25 protein-coding genes, 1 tRNA gene and 2 pseudogenes are annotated in these 26,234 nt (G+C 56.8%); 12 read left to right on the top strand and 16 right to left on the bottom strand.

From position 1 onward, the window contains the following. The first annotated feature begins 41 nt into the window (after positions 1 to 41). From ACMTA2_RS23615 to ACMTA2_RS23595, 5 genes are all read left to right on the top strand, one after another. A complete protein-coding gene (locus ACMTA2_RS23615) occupies positions 42 to 278 on the top strand; it encodes a hypothetical protein (protein WP_413792005.1) in 237 nt (78 codons plus the stop codon). 202 nt (positions 279 to 480) lie between these two features. Continuing rightward, entirely contained in the window at positions 481 to 822 is a 342-nt protein-coding gene (locus ACMTA2_RS23610) for a ribonuclease E inhibitor RraB (protein WP_413792004.1), read from the top strand. A gap of 389 nt (positions 823 to 1,211) precedes the next feature. After that, a complete protein-coding gene (locus ACMTA2_RS23605) occupies positions 1,212 to 2,621 on the top strand; it encodes a circularly permuted type 2 ATP-grasp protein (protein WP_413792003.1) in 1,410 nt (469 codons plus the stop codon). Between the two features lie 9 nt (positions 2,622 to 2,630). Continuing rightward, entirely contained in the window at positions 2,631 to 3,581 is a 951-nt protein-coding gene (locus tag ACMTA2_RS23600) for an alpha-E domain-containing protein (protein WP_413792002.1), read from the top strand. Beyond that, the gene (locus ACMTA2_RS23595) at positions 3,578 to 4,381 is read left to right on the top strand and encodes a transglutaminase family protein (protein WP_413792001.1); all 804 of its coding nucleotides are present in this window, start codon (positions 3,578 to 3,580) and stop codon (positions 4,379 to 4,381) included. Before ACMTA2_RS23600 ends, ACMTA2_RS23595 begins: the two co-directional genes overlap by 4 nt. A 129-nt stretch (positions 4,382 to 4,510) precedes the next feature. On the opposite strand, the gene ACMTA2_RS23590 is transcribed toward ACMTA2_RS23595, so the two are convergent. Continuing rightward, positions 4,511 to 5,323, bottom strand: coding sequence for a c-type cytochrome (locus ACMTA2_RS23590; RefSeq protein WP_413792000.1), 813 nt, complete (start codon positions 5,321 to 5,323; stop codon positions 4,511 to 4,513). Positions 5,324 to 5,932: 609 nt separating this feature from the next. Here ACMTA2_RS23590 and ACMTA2_RS23585 point away from each other — a divergent pair. The 3 genes from ACMTA2_RS23585 (at position 5,933) to ACMTA2_RS23575 (ending at position 10,133) form a co-directional block, all read left to right on the top strand. Next, a complete protein-coding gene (locus ACMTA2_RS23585) occupies positions 5,933 to 7,138 on the top strand; it encodes an acetyl-CoA C-acetyltransferase (RefSeq protein ID WP_413791999.1) in 1,206 nt (401 codons plus the stop codon). Between the two features lie 26 nt (positions 7,139 to 7,164). Beyond that, positions 7,165 to 9,309 (top strand): 3-hydroxyacyl-CoA dehydrogenase NAD-binding domain-containing protein, encoded by a 2,145-nt coding sequence (locus ACMTA2_RS23580; protein ID WP_413791998.1) that lies wholly within the window; start codon positions 7,165 to 7,167, stop codon positions 9,307 to 9,309. Positions 9,310 to 9,398: 89 nt separating this feature from the next. Next, entirely contained in the window at positions 9,399 to 10,133 is a 735-nt protein-coding gene (locus ACMTA2_RS23575; protein WP_413791997.1) for an amidotransferase, read from the top strand. A gap of 109 nt (positions 10,134 to 10,242) precedes the next feature. On the opposite strand, the gene ACMTA2_RS23570 is transcribed toward ACMTA2_RS23575, so the two are convergent. The 3 genes from ACMTA2_RS23570 to ACMTA2_RS23560 form a co-directional block, all read right to left on the bottom strand. Beyond that, on the bottom strand, positions 10,243 to 11,214 hold the full coding sequence (locus ACMTA2_RS23570) for a magnesium and cobalt transport protein CorA (RefSeq protein WP_413791996.1): 972 nt from the start codon (positions 11,212 to 11,214) through the stop codon (positions 10,243 to 10,245). A gap of 134 nt (positions 11,215 to 11,348) precedes the next feature. Then, positions 11,349 to 12,071 (bottom strand): 1-acylglycerol-3-phosphate O-acyltransferase, encoded by a 723-nt coding sequence (locus ACMTA2_RS23565; protein WP_413791995.1) that lies wholly within the window; start codon positions 12,069 to 12,071, stop codon positions 11,349 to 11,351. Between the two features lie 256 nt (positions 12,072 to 12,327). Next, complete coding sequence (locus ACMTA2_RS23560) at positions 12,328 to 13,017, bottom strand: crotonase/enoyl-CoA hydratase family protein (protein ID WP_413791994.1); 690 nt, start codon at positions 13,015 to 13,017, stop codon at positions 12,328 to 12,330. A 308-nt stretch (positions 13,018 to 13,325) separates the two neighbouring features. On the opposite strand from ACMTA2_RS23560, the gene ACMTA2_RS23555 reads away from it, so the two are divergent. Next, a tRNA-Ser gene (locus ACMTA2_RS23555) sits at positions 13,326 to 13,415 on the top strand. Between the two features lie 175 nt (positions 13,416 to 13,590). Here the strand turns inward: ACMTA2_RS23555 and ACMTA2_RS23550 are convergent. From ACMTA2_RS23550 to ACMTA2_RS23525, 6 genes and pseudogenes are all read right to left on the bottom strand, one after another. Further along, complete coding sequence (locus ACMTA2_RS23550) at positions 13,591 to 14,586, bottom strand: hypothetical protein (RefSeq protein ID WP_413791993.1); 996 nt, start codon at positions 14,584 to 14,586, stop codon at positions 13,591 to 13,593. 156 nt (positions 14,587 to 14,742) lie between these two features. Beyond that, on the bottom strand, positions 14,743 to 15,909 hold the full coding sequence (locus ACMTA2_RS23545; RefSeq protein ID WP_413791992.1) for an Arm DNA-binding domain-containing protein: 1,167 nt from the start codon (positions 15,907 to 15,909) through the stop codon (positions 14,743 to 14,745). 376 nt (positions 15,910 to 16,285) lie between these two features. After that, the gene (locus ACMTA2_RS23540) at positions 16,286 to 19,006 is read right to left on the bottom strand and encodes a toprim domain-containing protein (RefSeq protein WP_413791991.1); all 2,721 of its coding nucleotides are present in this window, start codon (positions 19,004 to 19,006) and stop codon (positions 16,286 to 16,288) included. Between the two features lie 69 nt (positions 19,007 to 19,075). Next, positions 19,076 to 19,315 carry a hypothetical protein gene (locus tag ACMTA2_RS23535; RefSeq protein WP_413791990.1) on the bottom strand — a complete coding sequence of 80 codons (240 nt, stop codon included), beginning with the start codon at positions 19,313 to 19,315 and terminating at the stop codon, positions 19,076 to 19,078. Continuing rightward, positions 19,312 to 19,602 (bottom strand): Ogr/Delta-like zinc finger protein, encoded by a 291-nt coding sequence (locus ACMTA2_RS23530; protein ID WP_072344114.1) that lies wholly within the window; start codon positions 19,600 to 19,602, stop codon positions 19,312 to 19,314. The genes ACMTA2_RS23535 and ACMTA2_RS23530 overlap by 4 nt, the downstream gene beginning before the upstream one ends. 43 nt (positions 19,603 to 19,645) lie before the next feature. Then, positions 19,646 to 19,837: pseudogene (locus tag ACMTA2_RS23525) on the bottom strand (DNA-binding protein); the annotation flags it as partial. Between the two features lie 102 nt (positions 19,838 to 19,939). Between ACMTA2_RS23525 and ACMTA2_RS23520 the strand changes: the two are divergent. The 3 genes and pseudogenes from ACMTA2_RS23520 to ACMTA2_RS23510 all read left to right on the top strand — a co-directional run bounded on the left by ACMTA2_RS23520 (position 19,940) and on the right by ACMTA2_RS23510 (position 22,176). Further along, complete coding sequence (locus ACMTA2_RS23520; protein ID WP_413791989.1) at positions 19,940 to 20,287, top strand: helix-turn-helix domain-containing protein; 348 nt, start codon at positions 19,940 to 19,942, stop codon at positions 20,285 to 20,287. Positions 20,288 to 20,784: 497 nt separating this feature from the next. Beyond that, a pseudogene (locus ACMTA2_RS23515) lies at positions 20,785 to 21,080 on the top strand (DUF4113 domain-containing protein); the annotation flags it as partial. A gap of 178 nt (positions 21,081 to 21,258) precedes the next feature. Continuing rightward, positions 21,259 to 22,176, top strand: a complete 918-nt coding sequence (locus ACMTA2_RS23510) for a DUF4145 domain-containing protein (RefSeq protein WP_413791988.1) — start codon at positions 21,259 to 21,261, stop codon at positions 22,174 to 22,176. 249 nt (positions 22,177 to 22,425) lie between these two features. On the opposite strand, the gene ACMTA2_RS23505 is transcribed toward ACMTA2_RS23510, so the two are convergent. The 6 genes from ACMTA2_RS23505 to ACMTA2_RS23480 all read right to left on the bottom strand — a co-directional run bounded on the left by ACMTA2_RS23505 (position 22,426) and on the right by ACMTA2_RS23480 (position 26,230). Continuing rightward, positions 22,426 to 22,971: a GNAT family N-acetyltransferase gene (locus ACMTA2_RS23505; RefSeq protein WP_413791987.1), complete on the bottom strand. Its 546-nt coding sequence runs from the start codon at positions 22,969 to 22,971 to the stop codon at positions 22,426 to 22,428. Continuing rightward, complete coding sequence (locus ACMTA2_RS23500; RefSeq protein ID WP_413791986.1) at positions 22,943 to 23,254, bottom strand: type II toxin-antitoxin system TacA family antitoxin; 312 nt, start codon at positions 23,252 to 23,254, stop codon at positions 22,943 to 22,945. Before ACMTA2_RS23500 ends, ACMTA2_RS23505 begins: the two co-directional genes overlap by 29 nt. 248 nt (positions 23,255 to 23,502) lie before the next feature. After that, positions 23,503 to 24,351 carry a DNA cytosine methyltransferase gene (locus tag ACMTA2_RS23495; RefSeq protein WP_413791985.1) on the bottom strand — a complete coding sequence of 283 codons (849 nt, stop codon included), beginning with the start codon at positions 24,349 to 24,351 and terminating at the stop codon, positions 23,503 to 23,505. Further along, a complete protein-coding gene (locus ACMTA2_RS23490) occupies positions 24,312 to 24,512 on the bottom strand; it encodes a Com family DNA-binding transcriptional regulator (protein ID WP_413791984.1) in 201 nt (66 codons plus the stop codon). Before ACMTA2_RS23490 ends, ACMTA2_RS23495 begins: the two co-directional genes overlap by 40 nt. 30 nt (positions 24,513 to 24,542) lie before the next feature. Next, entirely contained in the window at positions 24,543 to 25,793 is a 1,251-nt protein-coding gene (locus ACMTA2_RS23485; protein ID WP_413791983.1) for a phage late control D family protein, read from the bottom strand. Then, entirely contained in the window at positions 25,790 to 26,230 is a 441-nt protein-coding gene (locus ACMTA2_RS23480; RefSeq protein ID WP_413791982.1) for a phage tail protein, read from the bottom strand. Before ACMTA2_RS23480 ends, ACMTA2_RS23485 begins: the two co-directional genes overlap by 4 nt. Positions 26,231 to 26,234 lie beyond the last annotated feature (4 nt).

The raw sequence follows: 26,234 nt of genomic DNA, 5'->3' as shown, positions 1-26,234 counted from the left end.
ATAAAGGTAAGCCAGGCCCTGAATTGATCAAGGAGACACCGATGCAAAAGTGGGAAATCACTTTCGTGGATGATCATGGCGAAGCCATCGCCGAGCAGTTCGACTACGAGCAGGAGCCTACGATGGAGCAGGCTGCACAACTGATTCGCGAAAAAATGCTGCCTGTTTCTGCCCAACTGGATCTCAACGACCTGGAAGGTCGCACTGAAGATCCCACCGTCAAGAACCTCAAGTCCCAGCACAGTATCGAAATCATCAGCATTACACCGATTTCATGAAACGGTGCCTGGTCTCGCTTGGCAGCGACTGCCACTTGCGGCTACTCTGCAATTGAGATCAGCGAAAGGATCGCCAAGGTCCGGTCTTGTCAGCTACATGCTTGTGTCCCGACGGTCATTTTGATGCCGTATCGCTTGCAGCCTGAGGGCTTCATGCACGGGAAGACGGAAAGTCTATCCATCGGTTTTAGGAGGACGTTTCATGAGCACAGCCTATCAAGAAGACATCAGCACCAGCGTATTGCGCCGCATGAAAGAAGGCGGTTTCGATTTTTCCCGATTCCATCCCATTGAGTTCTACGCCATTTTCCCGGACGAGGAGCGGGCGCGCAGGGCGGCAGGTCATTTTCGGGGCGAATCGTTGAACGCGCAGATCAGTGCACGGGACGACGGGGCTTGGTCGTTGGAACTGAGCCGGGTGATGTACGCCACTTACGATGATATTGGCGACTTCGAGCAAGACTTCGAGGCCGTCGTCGAACCCCTGGGGGGCGTGATCGAGGGCTGGGGCGTCAAGCAAGAGATCCGGCGCTTTCAGGCCTGACAAGCACTCCCCGCAACCACAGCAACGGCTGACCTTTGTGTCGGCCGTTTTCATGTCTGTGAGCTAATCGAGAACGCCTGTGGGAGCCGAGCTTGCTCGCGATGGCGGCGGCACTCTCAAAATGATTACCCGCTGACACACCACAATCACTTCCCCACGTTTTGTACCTAACTGTATCCAGATCAAGCTGCGTCGTTTTTCCGAGACTATGCTCAGCAGAGCGACGGCCTGCGTCGCAATGAAGCGGGGAACAGCGGGATGGGGGCATTTGCTGCACCGTAAAAGTGCGCGACCTGTCAGCGGAGATTCCAACCCGTTGATCATAAAGCGTTTATGCCGATGGCACGGGGCTTGCGAAGCCTTGCTGCGAGGGTGACAAGGAGTACGGCATGATCCGCAGCGGTTTTGATGAAATGTACGATGCCCACGGCCAGGTCCGCCCGCACTACCAGGCGTTTGCCCGCTGGTTGGCCGACACGCCTGACGAGCTGCTGGCGCAACGCAGGCGCGAAGCCGACCTGTTGTTTCATCGTGCCGGCATTACGTTCACGCTCTACGGCGACGAACAGGGCACCGAGCGCCTGATCCCCTTTGACACGATCCCGCGCAGCATCCCGGCCAGTGAATGGCGGGTGGTCGAACGCGGCTGCATCCAGCGGGTCAAGGCGCTGAACATGTTCCTGGCCGACCTCTACCACGAACAACGGATCATCCGGGCCGGCATCATTCCCGCCGAGCAGGTGCTGGCCAACGAGCAGTACCAACTGGCGATGCAAGGGCTTGACCTGCACCGTGACATCTATGCTCACATTTGCGGTGTCGACCTGGTACGCGACGGTGACGGCACCTACTACGTGCTCGAAGACAATCTGCGGACCCCCAGTGGCGTCAGCTACATGCTCGAAGACCGCAAGATGATGATGCGCCTGTTCCCCGAACTCTTCGCCGCCCAGCGCATCGCCCCCATCGACCACTACCCGAACCTGCTGCTCGATACCTTGAAAAGCTCCAGCCCGCTGGACGACCCCAGTGTCGTGGTGCTGACGCCGGGGCGTTTCAACAGCGCATTCTTCGAGCACGCGTTCCTGGCCCGGGAGATGGGCGTGGAGTTGGTGGAAGGCGCCGATCTGTTCGTACGGGATGACAACGTGTTCATGCGCACCACCGATGGGCCGAAGGCGGTGGACGTGATCTATCGTCGCCTCGACGACGCGTTCCTTGATCCACTGGCCTTCAATCCGGATTCGATGCTCGGCGTACCGGGCCTGTTGTCCTCCTACCGTTCCGGCAACGTGGTGCTGGCCAACGCCATCGGCACGGGCGTGGCCGACGACAAGTCGGTGTACCCATTCGTCACCGACATGATCCGTTTTTACCTGGACGAAGAGCCGATCCTGAAGAACGTTCCGACATGGCAGTGCCGCAATCCTGCTGAGCTTTCCCACGTACTGGCGAATCTTCCCGACCTGGTGGTCAAGGAAACCCAAGGGTCGGGCGGTTATGGAATGCTGGTGGGGCCGGCCGCGACGACGGCGCAAATCGACGCCTTTCGTGAACGGATCAAGGCCAAGCCACACGCGTACATCGCCCAGCCGACGCTGTCGCTCTCGACCTGCCCGACCTTTGTCGAAAACGGCATCGCCCCGCGCCACATCGACTTGCGTCCGTTTGTGCTGGCCGGCCGCGAGACCCGTGTGGTCCCTGGCGGACTGACGCGGGTGGCGCTGCGCGAAGGCTCCCTGGTGGTGAACTCATCCCAGGGTGGCGGTACCAAGGACACTTGGGTGGTCGAGGATTGAGGAGCTGCCATGTTAAGTAGAACCGCCTCGGACCTGTACTGGATGTCGCGCTACCTGGAGCGGGCGGAAAACCTCGCGCGGATGCTCGATATCAGCTATTCGTTGTCACTGATGCCCCAGGACGGGCGTGGCAACGGCCTGCATGAGCTGGCCATGCCATTGTTGATCACCGGCACGCTGGATGATTATCGGGAGCGACACGGCGACCTGCACGCCGAGCGCCTGCTGCATTTCTTTGCCCTGGAAGCGGCCAACCCGGCCAGTATCTACAGCTGCCTCGGTGCCGCGCGGGCCAGTGCCCACGCGGTACGTGGGCGAATCACCGCCGACATGTGGGAGAACATCAACGCCACCTGGCTGGAAATTCGCGGTATCGCCGAGCAAGGCTTGAATCGCTACGGCATGAGCCGTTTCTGTGAGTGGATCAAGGAGCGATCCCACCTGTTTCGCGGCGCAACCTACGGCACCATCATGCGCAACGACGCGTTCCGCTTCATTCGCCTGGGGACCTTCATCGAAAGGGCCGACAACACCCTGCGCTTGCTCGACGCCCGCTACGAAATGGCCGGTGACCAGGCCAACGCGGTCAGCGATGGCACGGCCCACGCGTATTACCAATGGAGCGCCTTGTTGCGGGCCTTGTCGTCCTTCGAGGCTTATACCGAGATATACCGTGATGCCCCGGGCGCTCGCCATGTGGCTGAGTTGCTGCTGTTGCGCGCCGATGTGCCGCGTTCGCTGCGCGCCTGCACCGAAGAAATCAACCAGATCCTCGCGAGCCTGCCGGGCACCAACGGTCGGCAGGCACAACGGCTGGCGGCGGAAATGGACGCACGCCTGCGCTACACCGGCATCAACGAAATCCTCGACGGGGGCCTGCATGCCTGGCTCACCGAATTCATCCCACGGGTCCGTGAACTGGGCAACGCCATTCACAGTTCCTATCTGGAGGTCATATGAGACTCTCGATCAGCCACGAAACGGCCTACCACTATGAAGACCAGGTTCGCGCCAGCATCCAATACCTGCGCCTGACACCCCACGACAGCGAACGCCAGCATGTGCTGAGCTGGCAACTGGATTTGCCCCGGCCGGTGCGTGCGCAGCTGGACCCGTTCGGCAATATCCTTCACGTACTGACCTTGGACGAACCCCACGAAACAGTCATCATCGGCGCCCGTGGGCAGGTGGATATCGATCCGTTGCGAGAAGCCGAGCATGAAAGCCAGTCGGCGCTGCCGTTCCTGCGCTTCACCCGGCTAACGGAAGCGGACGAAGCCCTTCGAACCTTCGCCGCGCAGCAATGCCAGCAGCGTCGCGATCGCACGGCGCTGATCGACCTGATGCATGGGCTGAACCAGCACATGATCTTCACCCCTGGCACCACGGCAATCGAAACCAGTGCGGCCCAGGCTTTTGCCGGTCGCAGCGGAGTGTGCCAGGACCATACCCACGCCTTCCTGGCCTGCGCGCGTAGCCTGGGCGTGCCAGCGCGGTATGTCTCGGGGTATCTGTTCAGCGAGGAGAGCGAACACCTGGCAAGCCATGCCTGGGCGGAGGCCTGGCTTGACGACGCCTGGTACAGCTTCGACGTGACCAACCAACTGGCCCGTCCGGAGCGCCACCTGAAGCTGGCCGTGGGCCTGGATTACCTGGACGCCTGCCCGGTGCGAGGCATGCGTCGCGGTGGCGGTTGCGAGCAGATGCACGCCAAGCTGGTCGTGCCACCGGCGCCGGTGATCACGGTGCAACGACAGTAATCCTCCGACGGGGGGAGTTTCTGTGGCGAGGGGAGCTTGCTCCCCGCTCGAGTGCGAAGTGCTCGCAAGCTTTTTAAGGGGCTGCTGCGCAGCCCCGCGGGAGCAAACGCTCTCGCCACAAAAACACTATCACGGGGCCAATGGCAGCTTGCGCCCTGCCATATGCTTCAAATAACCCACCAGCAAATCCAGCTCCGAATCCGGCAGCACCGCAGCCGAGAACCCGGGCATCTTGCCTTGGGGCCAGCGACGCAGCGCTTGCGGGTCGCGAATGTAGCGCTTGAGAAAGTCCCCGGCGAAGTATTCGGTCGGGTTGAAGGGCATGTTCAGGTCAGGGCCGAACTGTGCATCGCCTGCGCCATTGAGCCGATGGCACGCCAGGCAATTTTTCTGGAACAGCGCGAAACCTTTATTGATCGGGTCGTCCTTGGCCAGGTTGGGCGCCGGCAGCAGGGCCGGAAAGCGTTCGGCCACGGCCGACAGGCGCTTGATGGTGGCCACCGCGTAGGGCCATTGCTCCGGGCTGATGTGGCCAGCCTGCGGATCGGTCCAGACCAGGTAGAAAGGCCCGGCACTGGGCTTGCCTTCCCCCAGCGACGGCCAGGGCTTGGCCGGGTCCTCGATCGCTAGCCAGGCCCGGGCCCCACTCTTGTCGAGTAGTGGCGCCGCAGGCATTTCGGCTGCGAAGCCGTCCAGGGCAACGGCCTGCAAGTGGTCTTCCGGCTGGATGCCCGTCAACAGTGACGTCAGCGGCACGGCTCGATAGCTCATGGGTTTCTTGTAGGAAACGTCATCAGCAATCTGGACCGTTTGAGCGTCCGGGTGCTTGAGCAGTTCTTCGGTTTGCCAGGTGCGCGTGCTCGCGCCCAACTCCAGCACCAGTTGAGCGGCAAAAAGGGGCGTGCTGAGCAGCAACGCCCCGAACACAATAAGAGCTTTCAAGTTGATCGCCTTCCATGTCGAGGGGGGCCGCAAAGGTTGGCACAGCCATCGCGACTCGAACAGAGAACCCGTCACATTTTTTGGCGACACAACTAATGGATGATGCAGATGCCCTCGCGCAGGATTCAGCCAATCACCTTGGTGATATTCGGCAAGATCAACAGCAGCGTCGTGGCAAAGAGAATGAGTCCGGCTTGGCGAACTTTCGAATGTTTGAACATGGCTGACCCGCCTTTATTGTTATTTCCTAAAAGCCAGCCTGCATATCCATGGCGGCTGGCGTTGCACTTCCTGTTCGACAAGCGTCTCGGCAAAACCCGACGACTTTCTTGTACAAGGATTACATTAGGGGCCTTGGCGGCCTTGGCTTAGATCCAATTCATATCAGCTTGGCACAGGTTGCTCTAAAAAAGGTATGAGGCCTATTGCCACCTTCCTGCCGGCCCTTTTGCTAGACAGCTTGCCCTCCTGAATCGGTTAACCCGATAGCTCGCTACCGTTCGTCTGAGCGTGGCCGTCAACGCCATTGAGCACTGTGGTCATTGAATCCGGCGCCGCTGGGCTTATGGTTGGAGGCATCGCATTACCCCCCCGTGGTTCGAGGATGCCATGACCCAAGCTTTGATTTTTGACGCATTACGCACGCCTCGTGGCAAGGGCAAGGCCGATGGCGCGTTGCACAGCGTCAAGCCGGTGAACCTGATGGGTGGCCTGCTCAGCGCCTTGCAGCAGCGTATGGATCTGGACACCAGCCAGGTCGATGACATCGTGCTCGGTTGCGTGACCCCGGTGGGTGAACAGGGGGCCGATATCGCCAAGACCGCTGCGCTGGTGGCCAATTGGGACGTCAGCGTGGCGGGTGTGCAACTCAATCGGTTTTGCGCCTCGGGCCTGGAGGCAGTGAACCTGGCGGCCATGAAAGTGCGTTCCGGCTTCGAAGACCTGGTGGTGGCTGGCGGCGTCGAATCCATGTCCCGGGTGCCCATGGGCAGCGATGGCGGTGCGTGGGCGCTGGACCCGCAATCCAACCTGCACGGTCACTTCGTTCCCCAGGGCATCGGTGCCGACCTGATTGCCACTCTGGAAGGCTTCAGCCGCGAGGACGTTGACCGCTACGCGCTGCATTCCCAGCAAAAAGCGGCACGGGCCCGGGCTGACGGTTCGTTCGATAAATCCCTGGTCACCGTGCGGGACCAGAATGGCATCGTGCTGCTGGACCATGACGAATTCATCCGCGCCGACTCCACGCTCGAAGGCCTGGGCAAGCTCAAGCCGAGTTTCGAAGCCATGGGCCAGACGGGCTTCGACGGCACGGCGCTAAGGGTCTACAGCCATGTCGAACGCATCCATCATGTGCACACGCCGGGCAACAGTTCCGGCATCGTCGATGGGGCGGCGCTGATGTTGATCGGTTCCGAAGCCAAGGGGCGCGCCATGGGCCTGCAACCCCGGGCGCGGATCGTCGCCACGGCCGTCACCAGTACCGGCCCGACCATCATGCTCACCGGCCCGGCGCCGGCCACCCGCAAGGCCCTGGCAAAGGCCGGCTTGCGGGTGGAGGACATCGACCTGTTCGAAGTCAACGAAGCCTTCGCCTCGGTGGTGCTCAAGTTCATCAAGGACATGGTCATCGACCCCGCCAAGGTCAACGTCAACGGTGGTTCCATCGCCATGGGGCATCCCTTGGGCGCCACCGGCTGCGCCATCCTTGGCACGCTGCTCGACGAGTTGGAGGCGCGTCGCCTGCGTTATGGCCTGGCGACCCTCTGTGTCGGCGGTGGCATGGGCATTGCCACCGTCATCGAACGCCTCTGAGCCCCGACTTCAAGGAACACTTCTTCATGACCGATGCCATCCGCTACGAAATCGGCCAGGACCGGATCGTCGTCCTGACCCTGGACATGCCGGGCCAGAGCGCCAACACCATGAACGCGGTCTACCGTGAGGCCATGGCCGCCTGCGTCGCCCGCTTGCAGGCTGAAAAGGACTCGATTGCCGGTGTGATCATCACCTCGGCCAAGCACACCTTCTTCGCAGGCGGTGACCTCAACGAATTGATCAAGGTCGGCAAGCCCGAGGCCAAGGCTTTCTACGACAGGGTCCTGCTGCTTAAAGCGCAACTGCGAGCCTTGGAGACCCTAGGCAAACCCGTGGTGGCGGCCATCAATGGCGCGGCCCTCGGCGGTGGTTGGGAAATCTGCCTGGCCTGCCATCATCGTGTGGCCCTGGACTTGCCGTCGGTGCAGCTCGGCTTGCCGGAGGTCACGCTTGGCCTGTTGCCGGGCGGCGGCGGGGTGGTGCGGATGGTGCGCCTGCTCGGTTTGGAAAAGGCCTTGCCGTATCTGCTCGAGGGCAAGAAGGTCACTGCGCAACAAGCGCTACAGGCCGGTTTGATCGATGAGCTGGCGAAGGATCGTGACGAACTGCTTGCCAAGTCCAGGGCCTGGATTCTTGCCAACCCCAGCGTCATCCAACCCTGGGATGCAAAGGGCTATCGACTGCCCGGCGGCACGCCGTCTGACCCGAAAGTCGCGCAAATGCTGGCAATCGCCCCTTCGATCCTGAGCAACAAGACCCAGGGTTGTCTGCCTGCACCGGAGAAAATCCTCTGCGCAGCGGTGGAGGGCGCCCAGGTTGATTTCGACACCGCGCACCTGATCGAAACCCGCTACTTCACCGAACTGACCACCGGCCAGGTGGCGAAGAACCTGATCGGCACCTTCTGGTTCCAGCTCAACGAGATCAAGGCTGGCGGCTCTCGCCCACAAGGTCTGGCGCCTTATCTGACGAAAAAAGTCGGCGTGCTCGGTGCGGGCATGATGGGGGCGGGTATTGCCTACGTCAGCGCCGTGGCCGGCGTCGCAGTTGTACTCAAGGATGTCGATCTGGCGGCGGCCGAGAAGGGCAAGGCCCGTTCGGCGGCATTGCTGGATAAAAAGGTCGCCCGCGGCCAACTCACCGCCGAGCAGCGCGAAGCCACGCTGGCGCGGATTCACCCCACCGACAGCAACGCTGACTTGGCCGGCTGCGACCTGGTCATCGAAGCGGTGTTCGAAGATCGCGCCCTGAAAGCCAGCGTGTCGGCCGCTGCCCAGGCGGTGGTGGGCGATGATGCGGTAATCGCTTCCAACACCTCGACCTTGCCCATCACCGGCCTGGCCATGGTTGTGCCAGACCCGACGAAGTTCATCGGCCTGCACTTCTTCAGCCCGGTGGAGAAAATGCCCCTGGTGGAGATCATCAAGGGCGCACGCACCAGTGACGCGACCTTGGCCCGGGGTTTCGATTTTGTCCTACAGATCAACAAGACGCCGATTGTGGTCAACGACCGCCGCGGTTTCTTCACGTCGCGGGTATTCGGCACCTTTACCAACGAGGGCATTGCCATGCTCGGCGAGGGCGTGAGCGCGCCGATGATCGAGACCGAGGCGCGCAAGGCCGGGATGCCGGTCGGGCCTCTGGCGATCGCTGACGAAGTTTCCCTCAGCCTGATGAGCCATATCCGCGCGCAAACTGCCAAGGACCTGCGCGCAGAAGGGAAAACGCCGATTGAGCACCCGGCGTTCGCCGTGATCGACTTGCTGGTCAACGAATACAAGCGACCGGGCAAGGCCGCTGGTGCCGGTTTCTATGACTACCCGGCCAATGGGCAAAAGTACCTGTGGCCGCAGCTAAAGAGCCGCTTCGAGCAAGCCGATGGGCAGATTTCGCCCCAGGATATCCGTGATCGCCTGCTGTTCATCCAGGCCCTGGAAACCGTGCGCTGCATGGAGGAGGGGGTGCTGACGTCGACGGCCGACGCCAACATCGGCTCGATCTTCGGCATCGGTTTCGCGGCCTGGACTGGCGGTGCGTTGCAGTTCATCAACCAATACGGCCTGCAAGACTTTGTCGGTCGCGCCCAGTATCTGGCCGAGCAATATGGCGAGCGCTTCTCCCCGCCTGCCTTGTTGTTGGAGAAAGCCGCCCGCCACGAACTGTTCTGACAGACCCGGGAAGGGGCTTGCCTTGGGACCGTGTTTCAGGGCAGGCTCTGGGGTGTGCAATATTCCCGTCATCGTGTCAGGTATTTTTTATGTCGCTACGCATCTGCATTCTGGAAACCGATATCCTGCGTCCGGAACTGGTCGACCAATATCAGGGTTACGGGCAGATGTTCCAGCGCCTGTTTTCGCAGCAGCCCATTGCGGCCGAATTTGTTGTGTACAACGTGATGGAGGGGCATTACCCCAGCGATGACGAGCAGTTCGACGCTTATCTGGTGACCGGCAGCAAGGCTGATTCCTTCGGCACCGACCCTTGGATTCAAACCCTCAAGACCTATCTGTTGGAGCGCTACCAGCGGGGCGATAAATTGCTCGGCGTGTGTTTTGGTCATCAACTGCTGGCGCTGTTGCTGGGTGGCAAGACCGAACGCGCCATCCAAGGCTGGGGCGTAGGCACCCATCGCTACAAACTCGCCGCCAAGGCGCCGTGGATGAGCCCGGTGATGGAAGAACTGACCTTGCTGATCAGCCATCAGGACCAGGTCACCGAATTGCCCGAAAACGCGACGGTCATTGCCTCCAGCGATTTCTGCCCGTTTGCCGCCTACCACATCAACGACCAGGTGCTGTGCTTCCAGGGTCACCCAGAGTTCATCCACGATTATTCCCGGGCGTTGCTGGAGATTCGCCAGCAGCACCTCGGCGAGCAGATCTACAGCCAGGGCGTGGCGAGCCTTGCCCACGAGCACCACGGCAGCACAGTGGCGGAGTGGATGATGCGTTTCGTCGCTCACAAGCCGCAGGCCGAAGCCACCCAAGGCTAACGATCACCCCTCTCTAATGTGGGAGCGAGTCTGCTCGCGATAGCAGTGGATCAGTTGGCGTCGATGTCGGATGCGCCGCTGTCATCGCGAGCTCCCCAAGAGAACAGGTCTACAACCAACCCGACCGCTTGAAACTCGCCCACAAAGCCGTACATCCCACCCCGATGAATCCGAGCACCAGAAAGTAGCCGTAGTGCCAGGTCAACTCCGGCATGTTCTCGAAGTTCATCCCGTAGATCCCGGCCACTGCGGTGGGGAATGCCAGAATCGCCGCCCACGCTGCAAACTTTCGCTGCACCACGCTCTGGCGGGAAGCTTCCAGCAGCACCCCGATTTCAATGGTCTGGCTGGCGATGTCCGCCAAGGTGGCCAAGTCTTCCATTTGCCGTGTGACGTGGATCTGCACGTCGCGGAAATACGGCCCCATGTTCTTGTCGATAAAGGGGAAGTCCAGCCGCTGCAGCTCCTCGCTGATCTCCACCATGGGCGCCGCGTAACGACGCAGGCGCAATACATCGCGGCGCAAGCTATGCAGGTTCTGGATGTCTCGCTCATTCAGGGCGCTGCACAGCACGTTGCGCTCCAGCTCATCGATTTCGGCGTGAATGGCCTCACCCACCGGTTGGTAGTTTTCGATCACGAAATCGAGGATGGCGTAGAGCACGAAATCTTCGCCGTGCTCCAGCAGGATAGGACGCGCCTCACAGCGTTGCCGGACGTGGGCGTAGGACGCGGAGTGGCCGTTGCGGGCGGTGATGATGTAGCCCTTGCCGGCAAAGATATGGGTTTCGATGAACTGCAGCTTGCCGTCCTTGCGTATCGGCGAATACGTGACGATAAACAGCGCATCGCCAAAGGTCTCCAGCTTGGGCCGGCTGTGTTTCTCCATGGCGTCTTCGATGGCCAATTCGTGCAGGTTGAATTGACGCTGCAGGTTGGTCAGCTCCAGGGTGCTGGGCTCTTCGAGACCGATCCACACAAAATGACCAGGTTTGGCAGCCCAGGCGCTGCCTTCGTCGAGGGTGATGTTGGTGATTTTCTTACCGGCGCTGTAAACCGCAGCAGCAACGACTCTACCCATAATGGTGGTTCACTTCTTATTGGAAATGGCTGTGGCAGGCAGCGTCCAGCTTAACGCGCCCTGTAGCTTGAGAGTCAGCAAAATCTGCGGAGTTCGGCGGCAAAAGAAAACCCGCCGAGGGGGCGGGTTTCCATTCAGGCGGCTTGCAACTGCCGGTCCATCGTCGCGATGCACTCGCGCATCTGTTCACGGCATTGGGCGATGAGCCTGGGCATGTCATCCATACTCAATCCGGCCGTAGGAATCGCCGGCAATGAACGTATGAGGATGTCACCGCTGCGCCAGCGATTGAGGCGCATGTGTTTGATGTAGCTGCTGACGCAAACCGGAATAATCGGGACCCCGGCGGCGATTGCCATTTGGAAGGCGCCTTTCTTGAATGGCAGCAGGTCCTCGCCCAGGTTGCGCGTGCCTTCCGGAAAAACCCAGATCGAGGTGTCCTCGTGTTGCAACGTATGGGTGGTGGTCAGCATCGACTGTCGTGCCTTGATCGCGTTGCCGCGGTCGATCAACACGTTGCCGGCCAGCCAGAACAACTGCCCGAACAGCGGCACCCATTTCAGGCTCTTCTTGCCGATGCACACGGTACGGCGCGGCACCACATTGCCGAACATGAAGAGGTCATAGTTGGATTGGTGGTTGGCGATGATGACGCAGCCGTTGGGCTTATTCACCAGCGAGTCGACCTGCGTCCGGACCCGCAAGCGCAAAATGCACATCGCCGGCAATGCGTACAATCTTGCGCATAAACGGCTGTTGTCCGGATTGAACGGCCGGCACAGGCCCAGAATCACTCCAAGCACACCCGCCAGTACAAAATGCAGGCCCATCAACAACATACGCAATACAAACAGCATCTACGGGCCCTATCGGGACAAAAGGTGGCGCAGTGTACGGATGTGCACTGTTTTCGGCAATTGCCCCTGTAGACGTAGGAGATGGACGATGTTTAAGCGCATGTTTCCACATGGCACGACAGAAGCGGCCTAGAGCGGTTGCGGATTTTTAATCTCTGTATGTAGGAAAAAGCCCAGCTTAAGGGGGCAGAACCTGTGGCGAGGTAGAAAGGTCCCTCGCCACAATGATCCGGTGAGCCTTGAGTGACTTTAAATGTCAGCCCATATGCTCTTGGTCCAGCAAAATCGCACTGTCCAACGTCTCCAGCAGAGCCTTGCGGACTTTCAGCTTGGTGTTCTTATGGGCGGACATGTTGATTTTCTTCAACTGACGCGCCGCTTCCAGGGCCGCGCCTTGCAGTTCCTCGGCCGACACCACCTTGTCGAGGAAACCCGCATCCACAGCGCCCTGGGGATTGAACATCTCGGCATTGATCACCGAGCGGTGAAACGCCGACTTGCGCAGGCGATCACGGGCCAGCTCGATACCGGCGTGGTGCATGGTCATGCCGATCTGCACTTCGTTCAGGCCAATACTGAACGGCCCTTCCACACCAATGCGGTAGTCGGCAGACAAAAGCAGGAAAGCACCCTTGGCCACCGCATGCCCCGGGCAAGCGACAACGACAGGGAAGGGGTGCGACAACAGGCGGCGGGCCAGCGTCGAACCGGCCGTGACCAGGCTCACCGCTTCCTTTGGACCGGCGGTCATCACCTTCAGATCGTAGCCACCCGACAGAATCCCCGGCTGTCCGGTAATGATCACCACCGCCCGATCCGCCGTCGCCTGGTCCAGCGCAGCGTTGAACGCGGCAATCACATCTGGCGAGATGGCATTGACCTTGCCGTTGTTCAAGGTCAGGGTCGCGATACCGTCTTCGAGATGGTAGGCAATCAAGTTGCTCATGACGCTATTCCTTGTAAGAGAAGTGTCGCAGACGTTACCCACCGCCGCAGGCCAGGTAAAGCGCCGTGACTGACTCACCGGTCAGCCCCAGGCTTCGCAAACACCCTGGCCCGCCCATTCCGCCAAGCCTTCATCTATAGAGCATTGCCTATACAGCCCCGGAGATTGGCCGGTTTGCCATGCCCAGGCGCGTTTGAAATGCTCGACCAAGCTTAACCGCATGAAAATTCTGAAAAAAACCTTTGCCATCGGAAATGCTTTCGACTACATTAGCGCGCCTCGACAGACTGAACAGTTTGCCGAGATACGGTGAAGTGTCCGAGTGGCTTAAGGAGCACGCCTGGAAAGTGTGTATACAGGAAACTGTATCGAGAGTTCGAATCTCTCCTTCACCGCCATATTCTGCAAACACAAACCCCTGATTTTCCTAGAGAAAGTCGGGGGTTTGTGGTTTTTGGTGTCTGGAAAAGGGCGATATGGGAACAATATGGGAATGGTGATGCCAATGTGGGCGCGCTAGTGGTCCGTTTCTAACGCGTTGTCGAGGCTTCTGTGATGCCTATCGAAGAGGCGCTAGCCACCAGAGTCTGCTGGTGTGGATTCTGCCTCTCTCGATCGCTGAATCTGTTGATCGATGGTAGGAAGATAAGGCAGGAGATAATCCAAACCTCCAGTGTCATGTTTAATCATTTTTATTTGATTTTTTGGTATTTCAATGAATTGATTTGTTGAATCATTCAATAGAATGAAAGCTTCGGTGCTTCGTATGATGAGGTAAAGTTTCTTATCAAGATTGTTCTTAGAGGACGTACTATCTATCAGTTCTATTGTAACCGGGATTCCTCCGCCGTAGCCAACAAGTCTCAGAAGGTTTGAGTAATAGTTCGGATTGAATAGAAATACGACCCATGCGGAAAAGTAGATGGCTGTGGTTATCAAGGCTATCCATTTTATTGTGGATGGTCTTATCAGCGTGATAAAGGCGAAAGCGGCGAATATAGAGTAGGATATAATGGCAGTATTAAGAATGTCAGGGCGGATTTTTGTAAGATTTTGAGGGTAAGTGATGATAAAAAATATGCTATAAATGATTGTGCCGGTTGCTATTGCGGCTGCCCAGCCCAGCCACCAAGGCTTGTTCTTGAAGTACTCACTGAGGTCGGGATTGAAAGTCATAAGTAATCGCGGAATTCTACTGTTTGGTCTCCATTTGACTAGATAGCTGGTCCAGTTATTGAGTTTTGCGAATATTTTGAATACCAGGATAGTTAAACAATATATCAATGATCCAGAAATCAAGAACGCAAGGTTTATCAATGTTACGCTTGCTTTTAAATATGGTATGCCTTCTATGGGGGGTCTAACGCCATAGGATATTGCATAAAAATAAGTGGCATACTCGCTTAGTAGTCCAAGTATGCTAGAGCCGCCTAATGCTCCTAAAAGCGCACCTATAATTAGTTTTATCGGTAGGGACCAACTCAGGCTACTCCATGCGAATATTATTATTTTTTTTGTTTTCAATAAAATACTATCAAAAACATTTACCTCTGGTGTGGCTACATTCATAAATGGAATCCGTTCTTTGCAAGGAAGGTGTCTGAGCACAGCGTTGGCATGAAGTGGGGGGGGGGGGGGCAATAGGCCTTTATCGTTGCACTCATGTGAGTTTTTAGCAACGGGGGATAAGATTTAACCATCGGATTCCATCAGCTATGGGTCATGCTACAGATCTAGTGCGTGCTGCAGCATCCCAATCACATCCGGGCCGTCCTCATTGATCCAAGTACCATAATGCTGTCGAATCATGTTTCCATTCGTATGCCCCATCTGTTCCGCGATCCAATCAATCGAAGCCACCCCCGTGGTCAGTAGCTGGCTAGCATAAGTGTGCCGACACTGCCCCGGCCCTCGGTACCGAACCCCGGCCGCATTCAAATGAGCCTTGAAAAACCGATCCCGTACAACGAAATCACTGACGTGTGGCAAGCCGCTTTTGGTATTCAAAAACACAAAGTGCAATTTGTGCTGCCGTACTGTCTTGTTGTCCCGTTCGACGATATCGACTGTCTCCGGTTGCTTGTCCTGGTTCATTGCATTGATCTTGCGCAGCGCATCCCACGCCGGCTCCAGCAACCGTACCTTTCGCGTCGAACGCCGAGTTTTCGTCACCCGATAAGCCCCACGCACCTTCGATCGGCGAAACGTCACCGTCCCTTGCTCCAAATCGACATCCTCCCACGCCAAAGCAATGGTCTCTGAAACCCTCGGCCCCGCCCAAATCATGAACTGCACCATCAACAACTCTTGCGTACGGCTGGTCGACGTCTCAAGGATCTGTTTGATTTCCGCCCTGGTGAACGGATCCGGCGCTTCAGGATCGGGCAGGCGGACGAATAGGCCCTCTGTTGGGTCGTGAGCAACCTTCTTACGAGTGCGGTACAGCCTGAAGATCTGCCGCACGTTGCAGATGATGTCTCGGATGGTTTTGTTCTTCAGCCGAGTCGAAAGCGTGTCCTGCACCCACTCCTGCAAATCCAAATGGTCGATTTGGTCGATCTGAACCTTTCCCCAGCGCGGCCGAACATGCACTTCTGCCTTATTGACATAGCCCCTGTAGGAAGTGGCGGCCACACTGTTGGCTTTGATTTTTAGCCACAGGTCCAAGTAGTGACCGAAGGTGTTCTCGACCAGTTTTGCCGAGTTAGGGAAGTGCCGACTGTAATCGAAGGTACCGGCCTGTATCTCGTATTCGATGATGTTCACCAGGCGCGCCGCATGCTCACGGTTTGCCGCCGTATTACCACCGGGCACAAGCTCCCGGCACAACTCGCCATTAAAACGAAAATAGACCCGTACCGAATTTCCGCGGGCCTCTACGCCATCTGCCATATGCTTCTCCATGCAATCTATGAATAGCCCCACCGGAACCCGGCGGGAGGGAAGGCCGTCCCTGGCTTCCCGTGCTGCGTTGTTTTCGAGCTAAGCGCTATTGATCAGTCCTGACGGAGCAACCAGAACAAGCTGGCACCTCTTTTGGGCCTCGAAGCTTTTCCTGACAGAGCTTCTTCGGCCCGACGTCGCTCGTTAATGGCCTGTCGGGTCTTACTGCACCTGTAATGGTTGCCGTGGGCGCGGTACTTCCCGCATTGGTCGCAGAACCCCGTCAGCTCGAGATTCCAAGGAAAGGATTTGCCATTCTGCATGGTGTTGCTCCTTTATGTTGTGCAGGCATTGCCTGCGTGGTGATGGTTACAAGCGGTGCTGCTTAGGCGTTCTGGAAGGTCCAGCAACGCACGGTGGTGGATTTCCTTGCCATCGCGTTATTGGCTGCCTGGGCCGCTCGGACGGCGCTGTAGGTGGCCTTGTTCACCTCAAGCAGCTTGCGGCTGCGGCTATTGACCAACAGCGTGCGCAGGGTCTTGAGATCCGCGAGGTTCTGTCGGTGATCGCTGGCTTTTTCGGCGAAGTCGTTGAGGTTGATGGCGATGAGTTTCGGGTCGACGCTGTGATTGACCTGCGGCCCTTCGCCGAGGCTTTCCAGGTACTCGTAAACGTCCCAAAATTCGGCAACCAAAGGATGGTCAGCGCTGATCGCCGCCTGACGTTCCAGAGCCATGCTGGTGAGGGCTTGATGGGTAGTGACACGCTGGTTTTCATCCAGCGGACAGATCAAACAAAGGCAGTCCACCAGCGCCATGATCTGGCTATGGTTCTTGATGATCCGCTCCACACGGATCTCCTTAAGCTGGCGCAGACGCTGCTCGTGCACCGCCACACGCCCGGCAAACTTCGCCATGACCTGGGCTTCGGCGCGCACAGCCATCAGGAGGAAGTGGCTGAGCTGTTCCACCGGGATCAAATTCAGGTTATCCGCGGCGGCACGGCTCTCGGTGGTCACTGCAGGACGAGCAAAGTGAGTTTTGATAATCCGGGTCAGGATCGCCTCCGACGCGCTGACGTCGGCGTTCTGGCTGATGGCGACGACACCCCGAAACGGTGGCTCGTAGGTTTCGTTACCACTGGTTTTCATCCCCCGAGTGCCGAGGGTGCCGCCGCCAAAGAAGTCTTTGAGCTCGTCCCAGTCAAAGCCCTTGGCATGCGCCTTGTCCGGCTCGTTGCGGTCGCCCTCGATCAACACCACCGGCATGTTGGAAACTTGACCCATGGCCCGCTGACGGCCGGCACGTGTTGATTTCGACGGGTCGAAACCTTCGTGCTCTCGGCCCAAGAGCTTCCAGAGAAAAGTCAGCAGCGTTGTTTTGCCGGCGCCGGCCTCGCCCGTCACTTCCAGAAAGGGAAACGACTTGTACTGCGCGCGAATCTGTTCGGCGAACAACGAGCCAAACCAGAACGCCAGTGCAACGATTCCCTTGGCGCCGAAACATGTCCAAAGCATGGGTAGCCAGTCGTTGCGGTACTGCTTGGCGTCACGCTGGATGTGCATCGCAATCGACTTCTGCAGCGTCTTGAGCCGCAGCTTGTCGAACTCAAAGAAGTCTTCTTTGTTGACCTGGTTGACGATGCCATTGCGCACGGCAATGTCGCCGAACACATAGGCCCCATGCTCCTTGCTGTAGCCCACATAATCGATGGTCTCTACAGTTTTCAGTCCATAGAGCTGGTCCTTCATGATCTTGTCGAGTTGCTGCCCGCTGCCGGTGAAGACCGCGCCGGCAGCCATGCTGAGCAAGCGCTTCTTGAACTCGCTGGCGGCAGCGACCTGGCCGCCCGTGAAGGTGTTTTTTACGCTGCCGCCGTCGTGCGGAAAGTCCACACGGAAGTAGTACCAGGACTCGTCAGTTACCTCGTTGCGCTGGAAGTACAGCGCCTGGGGGTAGCAGTTGGCGATTTCGACAACACCACCACATTGGCGCAGTGCCTTGTCACGACGTTGTTTATCGTTAAGCAACTGGTCTTCGTGGCGCTCCGAAGACTCCAACGCCTGCATGGCCTTGTTGAACTTCTCCAGGTCCATCTTGAACCAGTACAGCCGGCTCTCGAACTCGAAGTGAAACTCATAGCGCTCGCGCCATTCGTACATCAGCGCGCCTTTCTCGGTCGCGCTTTCGGCGATCAGAAGCGAGCCGTGATAGCGGGCGGTAGCCAAGTCTCTTTTAATTTGCTCGGTGCGCTGGGGCTCGTCATCTATAAAGGCCCAGCGCTGATGCAGGTCATTCCAATCAACCTTGCGGCTGTCAGGCTGAGGGATTTGCGCTGCTTCGCATTCATAGCCTAGAGCACGTGCCTGTCGTACCCATTGTCTGGTGTATTTGTGTGCACCGGGCTCGTTGTCCAGCGCCCAGACCAACTTGGGCAACTTGCCGCCGCGCAGCCGTGCCAGCTCTCTCAACGACTCCTCGGGAAACGCGTTGGACGACATAGACGACACCGCTGCAATGTCGTTATGCACCAGTGCGATAGCGTCGAAGATCCCCTCGACAATCCACAGCTCGGCGACGTCCACCAATTCGACGCGAGGTGGACACCACCAAACGCCGCGAGGACTATCACCAGGCTTGAACCGGGCTTTCATCTTGCCGAAGCGATGTGGACGATCGATCAGCCTTTCCCAATAGCCCCCTTTGTCCAGGGCGAAGCGGACCGTAGTGCTGCCTTCGTTCAGCTCTCGGCAATAGTAGGACTCTTGGCTAAACCAGCCCTGAATCAGCTCAAGGCGAAACCCACGGGCAAACTCCAGATAGGCTCGAGCTGTTGCGGTGGGATATTGATCGCAAGAGGGCGCTCGACGGCTCCAGTCATCGAACAGATCCTCATACAGCTCCTTAACGTGCCAACGCTTCGAGCATTTGCTCTCGCGACCGCAAATGATCAGCCACGGTTTCGATACCCGGGTATAGAGCTCTTTTTGTCCACAGGCTGGGCACTTGCCGCCGCGCCAATAGACATCGCTGTGCCGCGCCTTGAATCCATAGTCGTTCTTGAGCCGTTGAAGCACTTCAGCCCGCAGCGTTTCTGACTGTTCCATGTCGCACCAACTCATGGGCAATAAAAACCCCGCCCCACGGTCGAGTAGGGTTGAGTCAATGATTAGGGGTTAAAGCGTGGTGGGGTGGTCGAGGCCGGACGCCGCGTGATGCTCAGTCCAGGCTAACTGCGCCAGTTTCGTCGCAATGCCGGACGGCACCTCAAGTGCAACGATCAGATGGCGGATACAGTTTTTGAACAACTGATCGCTATCAGCGAGATGTTCTGCTTGGTGCCGAGTCAGATAGGCAAGGGCGGCTTGCTGCATGCTGCTGCGGTAATCAAGCGAAATAGGCTGGGTATCGTTCATTCAGTCCGCTCCATCCTTGAGTGGGGTAATAGTTCGAGCTGAGCGACGTTCGTTGTCATCGCCTCACGACGTAGCGCGACATCTGCCAAAGGTAACTTGACCGACGGGTTGGCCATCCCGCTGGGGCTCATCTCATGTGTCATTTCAAACTCGGCGCGAACAGACCAACCGCAAGCCTCGTTAGTGCATTGCAAGTAAGCAATGCGAAGAAAAATATGTGTGCCCTCACTGGTGCGGATGCGCATCCGTGATTGGCAATGGGGGCAGACCAATTTGTAAGTGCTCACGGCGGTGTCCTTGCGCTAGGGCTGATGGAGTGATGATTGTCGGGACAGTGCCGACCTTGATACCCAATAACACCGCAGCCCGATGGGCTTCGCCGCGGCGTCCTTTCTTCCGACCATTCAGCAGGTCGCTGACCAGGTTGCTGTTCAGCGAGTTCTGACGAGAGAACTGCGCGATGCTCATACCTTTTCGATCAAGCTCCGCTCGGGCTTGCTCGGGTGTGAGAGGGGCGGGCATAGTGTCCATTCGTGGGCATCCGTGTTGATTTGGTGCAATTATGCCCAATGATTTGTGCCTGTAAAGGATGAATGTTTGAAAAGTTGTGCATCAGGAAATGACATGGACGTTGGCGTGGGTGAACGTTTGCGTGAAGAACGGACGCGCCTTGGGCTCAACCAAGATGCCTTTGCGCAACTGGGTGGCATCACTCGCAATACCCAGGGCAGCTATGAAAAAGGCGAGCGAAACCCTGATTCCGTCTACCTTACGGCGGTGCTCAAGGCTGGTGTCGATGTCCCGTATGTCTTGACTGGAAGACGGATACAACGCGCGTTTGAAGGCTTGAGCGAGGACGAAGAGACGCTGCTGAACCAGTTCAGAACCTTGTCTGCCTATGACCAAAAAGCTGTGCATCGCATCATCAGCGCGATGGCTGACGCGCCCGGTGCTTCCAGCTCCGAGAAATAACTAGTCGTATTTAAACGATTCGTTACGATGAATTTCGGTTTTGATTTCCCACACGCCTAAGTAACGTTGCGCACGCAATGCACTTAATGGAGTAGTGGGCATGTTGGATCAGGATGAAAAAAAGAACATTGGCGTGGAGAAGAGCGACCGCGAAAATTCTGAGCTGACACGAGATGAGTGGAATCTTCTTACATGGTATCGAGAGTTGTCTGATGTGGATCGGGGCTATATAAGGCATATTGCAAGGTCGCTGGCGTGCGCCCCTTTATCTTAAGTATTGCAGTGAGGCGGGGCCTGTTTTTGCTGTGAGTTTCGGTGAACGGAGCGCGACCACATTTCTACGCCGCATCGAACTCCCAGCGGAGCTGTCAACATGAGGCATCCAGCGGAAGGATCAGTTGCGGCCTTGATTCCTGACGTTTCCAACCCCTCTGCCGACTTGAAACCATTCGAAATCTTTGGTGGGCATGCACGCAGTCCTGGCAATTTCCTCAGCCAAGGTGGCGACCGAAGCGGTGAATCGTCTATTCAGGCCGGGTTCGATATGGCAAAGCAGAGATTCTGCTGATGGATCTGCGCCAGACTGGTGAATTTGAAGACGACTTGTTCGCTCAGTCTCAACCGTTGGTCGTTGAGAGGGTGAGGGGGGCTAGATGATTAATCAGCGCTGAGGGCGTGGGATGTTGGGCACTGCTAGCGCGCCCCCCAGTCCAGATTGGGGATGCGGCGGGAAATGATGAGTCAGAGCTTTACGACTAAGCTTGATCGGTTATGGACCGTAAAATGCACCTAACGGATGAAGCCAGTGTTAACTGAAGCAAGTGTTGTATTGTTCAGACGGCATTGAGTACATTGGCTGAGCTGCCCGTTAGGCTGGGGCCGTTACGTGAAAAAGCTGCTCCTAATACAATTAACTTAGGTGGCGGTCCTTATTGTAAATGTTGTTTATCTAGTAGTGGAAGGGATCCTTAATGTCTGGTAAGACTTTTAAAAACATTTGCTCGCGATGTAAGGTTCGAACCAATCATGCTATTCACTCGGAGCACGCAGAGGAAGGCGATCCTACTGAGTACCATTATGTGTTGAGACATCAAATTATTAAGTGTTGTGGTTGCGATACGCTGTCGTTTAGAAGAGTTTATATAGATTATGAAAATGCTTGGCCAGATGGAGAAGACCATTGGGAAATACCTACGGATATCGATGTATATCCACCGTTAAATGTGGCAAAAATAGATCGTAATTACCTTCCGTTGATAGTGGGAAGTATTTATGTCGAAACCTGCGACGCTTATGCTCAAGGTTCTCTGACATTAGCAGGCATTGGTTTGAGAACAACAATCGAAGCAATATGTAATGATCAAGCTATCCCCGGTAAAGAGCTTAGTACTCGTATTACAAATCTTGCGGTCAAAGGCCTGATCTCAAAAAAAGAATCCACTCGCTTGCACACAATTCGTTTCATGGGCAATGATGCGGCTCATGATATAAAAAAGCCGAGCAAGACGCATCTGGATGCTGCTCTGGCCATAGTGGAACACCTATTGAAAACTGTTTATATTTTGGATTTAGAAACTCGCGACTTAGATGGTGTGGTGGAGGAGTATGAGATTTTTGAGAATCTCTTAATGAAGAAATTGAAGGATTTCAATGTGGGGGACTCTTACCCTATATCAAAATATTTAGGAAAAGACCTCCGGAAGATCAGTGGCTCCGCTAAGAAGTTTGAAAGCGAGCTGAATAGGAGAATAGCTAAGAAAGAAATTGGATTTCTTGCGATGGGGGGAAGGGCGAAATTTCAGGGCTCAAAGGAAGAACTTCAGCATTATACTTTGAGCTCCGCCCCCGTTCTTGGAGTGGCTCCTCCTGTTATACCAGCTCCAGTTTGAGCGTTTCGAAAATTTTGCCATTTAATCGTTATGAAGCTTTAGCTTAAAGCCTCAGTCGTTTTCGCTGAGGCTCGAAAGTGCCATATTAAGATGAGGTTAGATTGCCTTGTAAAGCCTTTTCAGAGTTCTGAGAAGGCCTTCAATAGGTCGTTGGCTTCGCTATCAATGGAGCTCTGGCCAACAGAGTTACATTGATAACGACATAGGCAAGCCCGCTATAATCGTTGTGGGCGGATCAATTGGAAGGTGCTAGGATGCTGCCACAGCCTGCAAGATCACTTTGATTCCGAGTAGCATTGGCGTGCTTTGATTGATGTCAGGCGCGTCAATCGGTTTAAACCCAAGCTGTTCATAGAACGAAACAGCGTTTGGTGCTGAGTCCAAGTAAATCCCCTTAATAGGAATTTCTTTATGAACTCGAGCCGCCTGTTTGAAGGCTTCCATCAGGAGCTGTTGGCCTATGCCCAACCCTTGATAGTTAACATCGACTCCAAGCATCACCAGCCGTATCACTGGGACACGAGATGGCAAATTCTTATCATCGATGCCAGCCTGAGCTGCCGCCTTATCAATGTCCGACAAGGTAAGCGTGCAGAAGCCGATCACTTCTTTTGCCGGTGTAATTGCACCAATCGCATTGATGTTTTCGCTTTTAAGAGCGCGCTTCAGGCTGCCCTTGAAATACGAGTTAATAACACCTACGTTGGAATTGAACGTTTTAGGGTAGGTGTACTTATCGAAGTTGACAAGCATATTGCTGTCAATTTCACATGTTGGCATCTCGTCGGTCTTCATGTTGCCCTCGCATTAGTCTAAGTAGTGCGCTGGTAGGCGCAGCGGTTTCATCCTCTAGGAGGATTTGTTGTAAACGGGAGAAGGCCTGTTCGGAAACTTCTATTCTCCTGTGGTTTTCTATAACTGCTTCTGCTTTTTCAAAGGCAGAAGCCATTATGAAAGATGACATGTCTAAGCCAGAAATCGTTGCTGCTTTCTTAATGAACTCCTTCGCAAAGTCAGTGGTTTTTATTTCAAGTCTTGCGCTTTTTACAGTTCTAAGTGTTTCGTCTAAAGTTTTCATGTTTAATACCTTGTGCTAAATTTATATTTTCCTTCTAGGTTAAATTTATGTCGATCTCATTTTTTTACCCTGGATGGGGTCATAATGATCACTGTGTTCTCCTCTCATTTACGTTGACGTTTCTAATTCTCGTATTTATTCATTATTGTATTTTTTTGCTAGCGGTACGGATGATAGCCGTACGACAGTCGATTGTCAAGGTGTACGGCTATCAGCCGTACACCTTGCTGGATCGGGCGTGCTGAACGTTATGCATTGATCAGCTTTGTGCCAACCCACTCCGCAACCTGCGCAACAACGGCATTTCCGGCACTGAAAGCCTCCGCAAGGTTGGCCGCATCCAGTCCGAGGCAAAACCCATCATCCTCAGACGCTCGCTGCCGCTCAACCATCTGATCCCATCCGTTCGGGTGAGCGACGAAAGTGGTACAGCCCATAGCGATCTGGGAGCCGGCTTTGTTTGCCAATAAAGTATTGGCAGCCCAGGCATCCGCGGGGCGTGGCCATTGGATCGAGCGAGACGCTGGAGGTATTGCGTCCACTGGCGCGGCGTCAGCCAGGAACTGGAAGGGGGGCATGCGTCGATAACCGGCGACCAGGAATATTCGACGACGTTGCTGGGGGACTCCGAAATATTGAGCATTAAGCACTCGCCAAAATCCCACATACCCGCAATCCGCAAGGGCCCGGATGACTGTCTCAAAGTCTTGGCTATCGTTGACAGCGAGCAGGTTAACGACGTTCTCAAGGACCACCCAGCGAGGTTGTATTTCTTTGAGGATGCGTATGACTTCCCAAAACAGGCCGCTGCGTTCGCCGCGTAGTCCTCGGGTGGCCTGGTTGCTTTCCCTGCATCCGGCGATGCTGATGTCCTGGCAGGGGAAACCGGCGGTAAGGACGTCGACCGGGGTGAGGTTGTGGGCGCCGCAGGTGCGCACGTCCTCGAACTGGCGCGCATGGGGAAATCGATCGGCAAGCACAGCCCGGTTGATCGGGTTGAGTTCAACTTGCCAGGCACTGCGGTATCCCGCGTTTTCAAATCCGACATCAAAGCCTCCTATGCCTGCGAACAGGCTGCCAAGGGTGGGTTGCTGCATTCAGGAACTCGTTGTTCTGGATGCTCGCGGCACGCTTGGGGGAGGCTCTGGGCCTTCAGGTGGTTGAGTGTCCGGCAACGCGGGCACTTGATCTGTAGTTCATCGAAGCCGCTGACGGCGGCGAGTTTGCGGCAGCAGTGGCCGCACCGTATGTCTTGCATGAAATCGTCCTTGAAGGGATGCCCGTAAGGTCATTGTTTCTCTGTCTGCATCCGGCGCCATGCCCGATCAGCGGCCCGCTTTGCTGTCGTCTCCGTGGCGTACAACCATCGCAATCGTCTCGGCTTGGCCTGGTCTCCCGCCGTTACGCTCTTTTCGTTCCCGCTTCTTCTGTCGCGGTAGTAGGCGATGACCCCGGTGAAGTCGCTGGTGCTTTCTTCCGCCAAGCCCTCAACCGTGTCCTCCGGCAACTTGCTTTCAAGCTCCAGGCGCACCGTGTATCCATCCAACGGACTGAGGCTGTGTTGCACGTTGCCGCCGTACCAGATGATCGCGTCAATCTCCGGCTTCACGCCCTTGAGCGTGTAGGTCAATTCCGGGATCAGATCAGGCCGGCCGCGAGCCAGGGTGTAGCTGAGCGTCGCGCTGCCGCGTTGCAAGCGGTTGAACTCAGATCGAGCAGCACGCAGCGCGGATTGGCGGTCGCTGTAGGTATGGCGCAGGTCTTTGAGGTCTTCACCGCCGCCGGCAACAGCTTCCTGTTTTTTGGCGCTGTTCACGTCGTAGAAATAAGCACGTACGCCGTCGTAGCTGTCGCGGTCGGCCTGCAGGTAGCGGTGCTGGTCGCCGTCGCTTCGTGTGAGGTTTATGTGGGGCAGGTCAGCACCACTGGCGCTCTTGCCGCCACCGGTCGGCAGACACACCAGGCACCCCGCTTTGACGGTGGCCACCGCATCGAATTCCTCGCCCAAGCGGCTGATCAGGTTGGCGTCGGACTCGTTGGCCTGATCCAACTGCAGGATGGGCAGTCCGCCCAGGGCATTCGAAACGGTGGCGGTGAGGCCATTGCCCAACGCGATGGCACCCAGGACGGCGCCGAGCGTGGTGTTGCTCCAGCTGCGTTCGCGTTTGATTTTCAGACCTTTGCGTAGATCAGCCGAGCGGGCGCGGATGTGCAACACATCCGGCGCGCCGCTGTGCTCAGTTTCATCGACGGTGTAGCTGCCCTTGTTCACCAGTCCTGTATCGCTCCAACCCAACCATAACCAGATGACGGCGCCCTTGGGCGGGATAGCCAGCAGCCCGTCATGGTCGCTCAGGGTGAGGCTGAGTTGGTCGGCCTCAATGCCGCGATTGTCGGTGAGCTCCAGTTGCATCAGCCGAGGGCTGATGAGTGGGGCGATGTCATTGCCATCGACGGTGATGCGGAACGCGGGCACTGGATAGGCTGCGTCGTGCTGGTCCACATAACCCGTGACCCGCGAGAGAACAGTGTCAATCATAAGAGCCCCCTCATGATGCTGACGCCGACACGGGTGGCGGCGCCGAGCAGGTCGATACGGTCATCATCGATGCGCTTGAGGCTGAGGGTGAATTCGATTCGCCGTGGCGTGCCGTCGCGAAAGAACAGCGTTTTGGTTTCGTTCAAGCGCTCGATGACCCACAGGCCGTAGATCCGGCCACTGCCCTCTACCATCGGCCAAGCCTTGCCGGTGTTCGCCATCAGGCGCAGGGCGTCGAGGCTCAAGGCGCTGCCGGCCAGCTCCGGCAAGATCATGCCGGGCAGGGTAATGGTGTCGTCACCACGTCCCACGAACTGTCGCGCCGGGGCCGCACCTACGCGGCTGTTGCTCGCGTGGCGCCACTCGGTCTGACGTTGCAGTTCCTGGTAGGCGGCGGTGGAGAGGCTGAACACGAACATGCCCAAGGCAAGCATCATGGTC

This window comes from Pseudomonas medicaginis, assembly GCF_965119365.1.
Lineage (GTDB): Bacteria > Pseudomonadota > Gammaproteobacteria > Pseudomonadales > Pseudomonadaceae > Aquipseudomonas.
Note: the sequence above shows the minus strand (reverse complement) of the source record. Positions and strands in the feature narration are given on the sequence as shown.

What these genes read in the sequence shown, in the direction of transcription:
- ACMTA2_RS23615 (WP_413792005.1), top strand. Translation starts at nt 42, where the DNA reads ATGCAAAAGTGGGAAATCACTTTCGTGGATGATCATGGCGAAGCCATC.
- ACMTA2_RS23610 (WP_413792004.1), top strand. Translation starts at nt 481, where the DNA reads ATGAGCACAGCCTATCAAGAAGACATCAGCACCAGCGTATTGCGCCGC.
- ACMTA2_RS23605 (WP_413792003.1), top strand. Translation starts at nt 1,212, where the DNA reads ATGATCCGCAGCGGTTTTGATGAAATGTACGATGCCCACGGCCAGGTC.
- ACMTA2_RS23600 (WP_413792002.1), top strand. Translation starts at nt 2,631, where the DNA reads ATGTTAAGTAGAACCGCCTCGGACCTGTACTGGATGTCGCGCTACCTG.
- ACMTA2_RS23595 (WP_413792001.1), top strand. Translation starts at nt 3,578, where the DNA reads ATGAGACTCTCGATCAGCCACGAAACGGCCTACCACTATGAAGACCAG.
- ACMTA2_RS23585 (WP_413791999.1), top strand. Translation starts at nt 5,933, where the DNA reads ATGACCCAAGCTTTGATTTTTGACGCATTACGCACGCCTCGTGGCAAG.
- ACMTA2_RS23580 (WP_413791998.1), top strand. Translation starts at nt 7,165, where the DNA reads ATGACCGATGCCATCCGCTACGAAATCGGCCAGGACCGGATCGTCGTC.
- ACMTA2_RS23575 (WP_413791997.1), top strand. Translation starts at nt 9,399, where the DNA reads ATGTCGCTACGCATCTGCATTCTGGAAACCGATATCCTGCGTCCGGAA.
- ACMTA2_RS23570 (WP_413791996.1), bottom strand. Translation starts at nt 11,214, where the DNA reads ATGGGTAGAGTCGTTGCTGCTGCGGTTTACAGCGCCGGTAAGAAAATC.
- ACMTA2_RS23565 (WP_413791995.1), bottom strand. Translation starts at nt 12,071, where the DNA reads ATGCTGTTTGTATTGCGTATGTTGTTGATGGGCCTGCATTTTGTACTG.
- ACMTA2_RS23560 (WP_413791994.1), bottom strand. Translation starts at nt 13,017, where the DNA reads ATGAGCAACTTGATTGCCTACCATCTCGAAGACGGTATCGCGACCCTG.
- ACMTA2_RS23550 (WP_413791993.1), bottom strand. Translation starts at nt 14,586, where the DNA reads ATGAATGTAGCCACACCAGAGGTAAATGTTTTTGATAGTATTTTATTG.
- ACMTA2_RS23545 (WP_413791992.1), bottom strand. Translation starts at nt 15,909, where the DNA reads ATGGCAGATGGCGTAGAGGCCCGCGGAAATTCGGTACGGGTCTATTTT.
- ACMTA2_RS23540 (WP_413791991.1), bottom strand. Translation starts at nt 19,006, where the DNA reads ATGGAACAGTCAGAAACGCTGCGGGCTGAAGTGCTTCAACGGCTCAAG.
- ACMTA2_RS23535 (WP_413791990.1), bottom strand. Translation starts at nt 19,315, where the DNA reads ATGAACGATACCCAGCCTATTTCGCTTGATTACCGCAGCAGCATGCAG.
- ACMTA2_RS23520 (WP_413791989.1), top strand. Translation starts at nt 19,940, where the DNA reads ATGGACGTTGGCGTGGGTGAACGTTTGCGTGAAGAACGGACGCGCCTT.
- ACMTA2_RS23510 (WP_413791988.1), top strand. Translation starts at nt 21,259, where the DNA reads ATGTCTGGTAAGACTTTTAAAAACATTTGCTCGCGATGTAAGGTTCGA.
- ACMTA2_RS23505 (WP_413791987.1), bottom strand. Translation starts at nt 22,971, where the DNA reads ATGAAGACCGACGAGATGCCAACATGTGAAATTGACAGCAATATGCTT.
- ACMTA2_RS23500 (WP_413791986.1), bottom strand. Translation starts at nt 23,254, where the DNA reads ATGAAAACTTTAGACGAAACACTTAGAACTGTAAAAAGCGCAAGACTT.
- ACMTA2_RS23495 (WP_413791985.1), bottom strand. Translation starts at nt 24,351, where the DNA reads ATGCAGCAACCCACCCTTGGCAGCCTGTTCGCAGGCATAGGAGGCTTT.
- ACMTA2_RS23490 (WP_413791984.1), bottom strand. Translation starts at nt 24,512, where the DNA reads ATGCAAGACATACGGTGCGGCCACTGCTGCCGCAAACTCGCCGCCGTC.
- ACMTA2_RS23485 (WP_413791983.1), bottom strand. Translation starts at nt 25,793, where the DNA reads ATGATTGACACTGTTCTCTCGCGGGTCACGGGTTATGTGGACCAGCAC.
- ACMTA2_RS23480 (WP_413791982.1), bottom strand. Translation starts at nt 26,230, where the DNA reads ATGATGCTTGCCTTGGGCATGTTCGTGTTCAGCCTCTCCACCGCCGCC.